Annotated in this window: 4 protein-coding genes; all 4 read right to left on the bottom strand. The window is 44.8% G+C overall.

Going from position 1 to position 6,411, the window contains the following annotated elements:
- A partial coding sequence (locus ABIO93_RS04130; protein WP_348064732.1) for a DUF4302 domain-containing protein occupies positions 1-482 on the bottom strand: 482 nt, incomplete at its 3' end.
- Positions 483-489: 7 nt separating this feature from the next.
- A complete protein-coding gene (locus ABIO93_RS04125) occupies positions 490-1,416 on the bottom strand; it encodes a putative zinc-binding metallopeptidase (protein ID WP_348064730.1) in 927 nt (308 codons plus the stop codon).
- A gap of 22 nt (positions 1,417-1,438) precedes the next feature.
- Positions 1,439-2,911, bottom strand: coding sequence for a RagB/SusD family nutrient uptake outer membrane protein (locus ABIO93_RS04120; RefSeq protein WP_348064728.1), 1,473 nt, complete (start codon positions 2,909-2,911; stop codon positions 1,439-1,441).
- A gap of 52 nt (positions 2,912-2,963) precedes the next feature.
- Positions 2,964-6,314 (bottom strand): SusC/RagA family TonB-linked outer membrane protein, encoded by a 3,351-nt coding sequence (locus tag ABIO93_RS04115; RefSeq protein ID WP_348064726.1) that lies wholly within the window; start codon positions 6,312-6,314, stop codon positions 2,964-2,966.
- Between the last annotated feature and the right edge of the window lie 97 nt (positions 6,315-6,411).

Below are 6,411 nucleotides of genomic sequence, written 5' to 3'. Positions count from 1 at the left end.
ATGCGGCTCTGGTTTTTTCTGCCTATCAATGTAATGGACTCTGCTTTAACCGAATCAGGGAATATGCTGAATTCAAAATCAGATTTGAGGCCCTCACCTCTTACGCCGCCATTCACTTCCTCGTCCGGATCCGACAGTACATGCAGATATGAGTAAGTATCGAAAATCAGCACAGGCGTCTGAACGGCTTTTAAACGGTAGCTGCTTTCTTTGGGTTTAGCAGCCGCTGCGTCGGAAAAGTCAGAGTACATGGTTACTCTGTTTTTATCATCAAATTTGAAATAAAAGCCAAAACTGCCTCCGCCATTTGGATAAATTACCGCATTCCAGCCATTAGGTGCCTCTACCAACTGTTTTTCGTAAGATGCAAGCGCCGCATTGAGACGCGCGTCTGCTGTTTCCTCAAAAACAGTATCGTCACTATTTTCGCAGGACACGAAAGCAGTCGCCAGGAAAAGCAGATATATAATGGATTTTTTCATCTAATAATTAAAATAGTTTGTTCATAGATCCTCTAACCCTCTTTTGAAGGCTGTAAAAATCTATTTTCCAGGTATTTTTATAGTACGCTACAATGATCGCTTCTTTTTGTCTTAATGACGACTGCGCCTGCGCTTTCGTCACGCCTCTTGGGCTCGTACCTTCGGGAATTGCGTTCACAATCTTATCAAATCCTGCTCTACCTTCCGTCAGCATCATCGCGATCATTTCTACAAAATCTTCGTCGAAATTCAGCGAACTGTAAGCCGTCACAAATCCATCCCTTCTTGCGTCTGTATCCGACCAGTTTATCCAGTTTCCACCCTGATACAACGACTTTGTAATATTCTTATATTCAACAGGATACAATACTGTCTGATGCAAAATGTGTCCAAATTCATGGTGTATCGTGTGCAAAAACCAGTCTTTCACAAAGGCTGAGTCACGGGATGCATTATAGCCCTCCATACCCTTGATTTTGAACAGGTTCACGCCATATAAAATCACCTTACGGCCTCCCTCAGCCGTTCCAAGCGTAATGGACCCCTCGGCATTGTACTCGTTACTCCCGGAGAGAATAAAGAATTTAGGCGAATATTTATTGTAAAAAACTTTCCCTGCTTCCTCCACGTATGGATTCGTCCATGCCTTTTTAACGGTACTCAGCAATGGTACTACCTGCGCTTCATCAGGCGGGACGAGCGTTTTGGTAATGTTGGCAAACTCAAACTGGTCCCATTTATACTTTGCGGAAATATTGTAAGGCGTAGTAAGGCTGTCGAGTATCCATTTGTCTACCGGCCCCTGTGCCCAGGTATCGCTGCCTAGTCCGGGAATGTCTCCCACTTCCCCTATTCCGTCTTCCTTGCACGCACTGAGCGTGACACTCAGCATGAGCGGCGCAAAGAAAATTTTTGAGAATGATTTTATGTTCATTGATGTCGCTATTTTCTGATTTTTACCTGCTATTCTGTTCAATACCCGATAATGTCGCCGATTGTGGAATTTGAAGAATCCTGCGCGGATCATTAGCCGGAACCGAAATAACCGATCCCGTAAATGTTTCGTGTTCAACCGGAATCGCGTACCGTTGTATGTCAAACCACCTCATGCCTTCCTGTACGAATTCAACCCTTTTAAATGCCAGAACCGTACTAATGATGTTGTTCCTTAAATTACTAGTTCCAAAATAAGTTCTCATGCTACTTGCAGTGACGCTTTGCGATGTGCCCTTGTAATTGCTTACGCGTTTGCTGACGAACACATTCAGGTCGGCCAATGCAGCCGTAGTGTTGTTCAGGTAAGCATTTGCTTCAATTTTATTGAACAAAACTTCCTCTGCCGTTAATACCGGGAGCATGACATAAGGTTGTCCAATATCAGCATTCACTGATTCCCTGACGAAATACTCATTCAGCTTCGGGATCAAATAGTTATTGTCCCCCTGGGTATATAGCGGGTAGACCCAGCTGGCCCCTCCTGCAATAATGTTTTCGGAGTCTGAAATTTCCTGCCATTTCCGGAAGTTCAGGCCGTATCTGTAAACCGCCACGTATCGGCCGTACGTCGAAGACGTTTCGATTAGCAGCAGATTGGCATTTTGTGTCGCCCTCGAATAGGTATTGTACAGCTCGGCAGGTGACAGGCTCGAATAAGTTGTATTCCAGGGCCTTAGGTTGTCACCGATACTGCCACCGGGAAATGCATCATTACAGTATTGCAGTACTTTGGTATAATCCTTTTTGACCAGATAAAACCGCGAGGCAAATGCATTGGCAGCAGCCCGGTTGAAATGGTATTTCGGAATGGTGTAAGAACCGTCACTGATCAGCGGCAAGCCTTCCAACAAGTCCTTTTCGATCATTTCATAAACATATGCGACTGTTTTCCTTTCGTATTTTTTAATAACGATCGTTTCAGGCTCAGTTACATAGGGTATGCCAGGATCGGAATTAGGTTGCTGCGGATCGAAAAACTTGCTGAAATAATTGACCAGCATGAAATGGGCATAAGCTCTTGCTAATAATGCCTCTCCCTTCTGTGCATTGTATTGGATTGGGTCGCTGGACTTATTGATAATTTCCAGTGCCTGATTCGCTACGGAAATGGCACGATAGCATTCAGCCCAATATTGATCTGGCGAATCTTGCTCATCCACGGTAGCTTCTACTTCTTCAAACTGAAAGGAAAAGCGATTGGTTTTGTCATCCTGTCCACTACCCTTATCTCCTACATTATCACTCATTGCTTCCGAAAAAACCACGTAAGCGCCCTGAGGATAAGCGGTTGTAAGCAATTGCGACACCTGTTTCGGTGTGTTGATCGTTGCCCTGGTACTATCTGGCTCTTTGGAAAGAAAATCTTCGCAGCCTGCCAATGCAAGAACAGGTATGATCAGAAGTATCCTTTTTAAAATCAATGTCTTACTCATATTTTTAATTCATAAAATCATCCGGTACTTAAATCATTTCAAACCTCTCTCCTTACAACGTCAGCTTTATCGCTACTGTGAACTGCTTCTGTATAGGCTGCGCTACACCTCCCGAATTAAAAAATTCCGGATCCTGTCCTTTCAATTTCTTATCAGCATAGATCAGCCAGGGGTTAATGGACGAAATCTGAATGCTTGCTGCCTTAAAACCGTATTTTACCGCAATAGGAAGCGGTACTTTATAAGCCAGCGAAACAGATTTCAGCCTCACAAAATCTCCTTTTGCAACACGTTCGGTTGAGTAATTGTAGATGTTGTAAGGATAAGTACCCACCAGATATTGCTGTTCCAGCTGGTCGCTGATCGATGGTACCTGCGTGACTTTCTCGTCACCGGGTAAAACCCATCTATCCAAAAATTCCCTCGGCATTGCATCCAGATCACTGAATGCGCCTTTATACAATGGATTCAGACGAATTTTGTTCCCAGCCTGGTAAGTGAAAAACACATTCAGCGAAAACTCTTTATAGGTAAGCGTATTGTTGAAACCACCCGTGATAGGAGGATCAACAGGCCCTTCGTATTTCAGATAACTGATGTTCTGATCCTGCAAATAAACGTCAGAACTTACCTCACCGTTCTCGTTCAAAAATATCGGAACGCCGGTTTTAGGATTAAGCGATCTGTAATCAATGGAGAAAAGGCTTCGTACCGGCTTACCCTGCACATTCGCTCCTTCTGCTTTGACAAGGTCGAAAATACCCGGATTGTTATCGACACTGGTGATCAATGTGCGGGCATAACCTACTGTAATCCTTGAACGGAAATCCCAGTCACGATTTTTGAAAAGAACGCCGTCCAAAGAAAAATCAACACCATGTGACCGCATATCGGCGTAGTTAGCAACTTTGTAAATCTGTCCGCCAATCCCCGAAGTCTTGATCTCATCGATCAGATCAAAGCTGTTTCTAATGTAGCCGTCGACTGTAAGATTGACTCTGTTTGCCAGGAAACCAAGGTCTACTCCGACATTGCCACTGTACAGTTTCTCCCAGGTAAGCTCGGTATTTTCAAGTGAGGTGAGCTGTATCGCAGATTCCTTTTCATCCACGACGGGCCTCCTGGTAATAATGCTTTGAAACAAAGCGGCGGTATTGGTAGCCGGGCCGGTATCGGCAGAAAGCCCGTAACTTGCACGCAGCCTTCCCATACTCAGCCACTTAAATCTTTTCACGAAATTTTCGCGGTCAAAATTCCAAGACCCCGCTACTGTATACGTCGGCAGCCAGCGGGCGTTGGCAGACTTACCAAAACCATTGGAACCATCGTAGCGAATGTAGCCTGTGAAGTTATATTTATCATCCAGGGTATAGCCCGCGCTTCCGTAGAATGCAGCGAAACGTTCATAATCCATCCGCATACCATAATATTGGAAATTACTTTCAATGGTTTGTTTCAGGATCCGGTAATCAACGAAAGGCGTTCCGCCCTGTTCGTATTGAAATCCATAACCGGTATTATTCGAATTCTTACGGTTGGTATACTTAATTTCCTGACCGGCCAGAAGGTCTATAACATGCCTGTCATTGAATTTTTTATTGTATCTCAGGTTATTACGGATGTTGTAAAACAGCAACTGATCCTCATTCGTGTTATAGAAACCTCCGCTTGGCAGCACGATGACCGGGTATGCATTGGGTACATCAGGATCGGTATAAAGGTATTTGTTGGCCAAAGCAATGGTAGAATTCCCCGCTGCCCTGTAAGCATTGGCCATGTTACTGTTCTCGGTAATGGTGTGCTCACGCCCCGTTTGAATGTACCGCATCGCACCAATGAAATCGTAAGTCAGGTTATCAGTAATTTTGTAGGAAAAATTGCCTTGTAACTTGATATCAGCTAATGTGAGGTTGATTTTATTGTTTTCCAGCTCAGTAAGGATATTGAATGGAGCAAAGTTTCGCCTGAAATACTCACGATCACCATTCTCGTCAAAAGCGGTCAGCGTCCGGCTGGTATTCAATGCGTAGCTGAATGGGTTGATGTCAAAATCCCTGTCAAATTTACCTTCCACTGGGTTGCTGCGCCTGCTCAGCGAGCCAGGGGCCTGCTGCCGCCGCACCGAAGCCAGCGTAGAAATCCCCATGCTGATCTTGTCTGAAATCTGGTAAGTGTTTTTGAAGTTCAGCGTGTACCTCTTAACCTTATCGGCAACGGTCCAGCCATTGTCATCCAGGTAACTGGCCGACACGTATGAATTAGATTTGTCGGTACCAAAAGAAACGCTCAGCGAATGTTCCTGAATAAAGTTTTGCTTGAAAAGGACGTCAAACCAATCCGTATTTTGTTTGGCATAACCCAAAAGAAAATTCCTCCTTGCTTCCGGTGTATTCGCCAACGGGAATGCTCCGTTGTCATCGCCGGTCATCAAATTGTACATTTTACCGTACACACCGTAATCCGGCTTGGATAATATGCCGGAATTCAAATAGCCTTTCCGTTCCAATTCACCCAAAACAGACATCTGCTGGGCCGAATTCATGATGTTAAAATTCCTGTATGAAGGGGTGAGCTGGGTACTGAAGTTTCCTGCGTAAGTAATGACCGGCTTGCCGCTTTTACCTTTTTTGGTAGTGATCACGATCACACCATTCATCGCTCGCGCACCGTATAATGCTGCCGCAGCTGCGTCTTTTAATATATCAAATGTTTCAATATCATTGGGATTCAACCCCGCAACCGCGGAACCCAAAAGTGTTGTGGGGTCACCACTGGAAAGCTGATCATTGGAAATATTGACAATATCCTCCTGCACCACCCCGTCGATCACCCATAATGGCTTATTGTCCCCATTCAGCGAAGTAGCACCACGGATCCTGATCTTCGGCGCAGCTCCAAAGGTTCCCGACACGTTCTGAATGGAAACACCGGCAGCACGTCCTTCGAGCATACGGCTTACGTCGGGAAGACCGTCAATTTTCACATCGTCCGTTTTCAGCGTAACCGCTGATCCTGTAAATTTATCCTTATCAATCTGCTGAAAACCAGTCACAACCACATCCTGCAACCCTACCGCATCTTCGGACAAAACAATGCTTAGGCTACGACCAGCTTTTACCTCTTTGGGTAGAAATCCTATCATGGTAATGACCAGCGTCGCTGCATCATTCACGCCTTGCAGCAGGAACTCTCCTTTTTCATTGGTTACGGTGCCTTTCTGAGTGCCTTTCACCCGCACCGTCGAACCGATCAGAATTTCGCCGGTACTGCTTTTGACCACACCTTTAATATCAATATCTGCCGCAGAAGCAGAAGAGGGAGAAGCAAAACCGGATAAAAAAACAAAAACAAGGAGTAATACTAACAGCCGACTCAGGCCACTGATCCGATAGAAAACATCCATATATATAAGTATAAGTCTAACTCTAAATTAATGGGTGTCCGCCGAGGCGGGTTTAGTTATTAAAGCTCTCAATAATACACATTATCAGAGAAAAAAA

Origin of the sequence: Dyadobacter sp. (assembly GCF_039919315.1) — a bacterium.
In the GTDB taxonomy this organism is placed as follows: Bacteria; Bacteroidota; Bacteroidia; order Cytophagales; family Spirosomataceae; genus Dyadobacter.
Note: the sequence above shows the minus strand (reverse complement) of the source record. Positions and strands in the feature narration are given on the sequence as shown.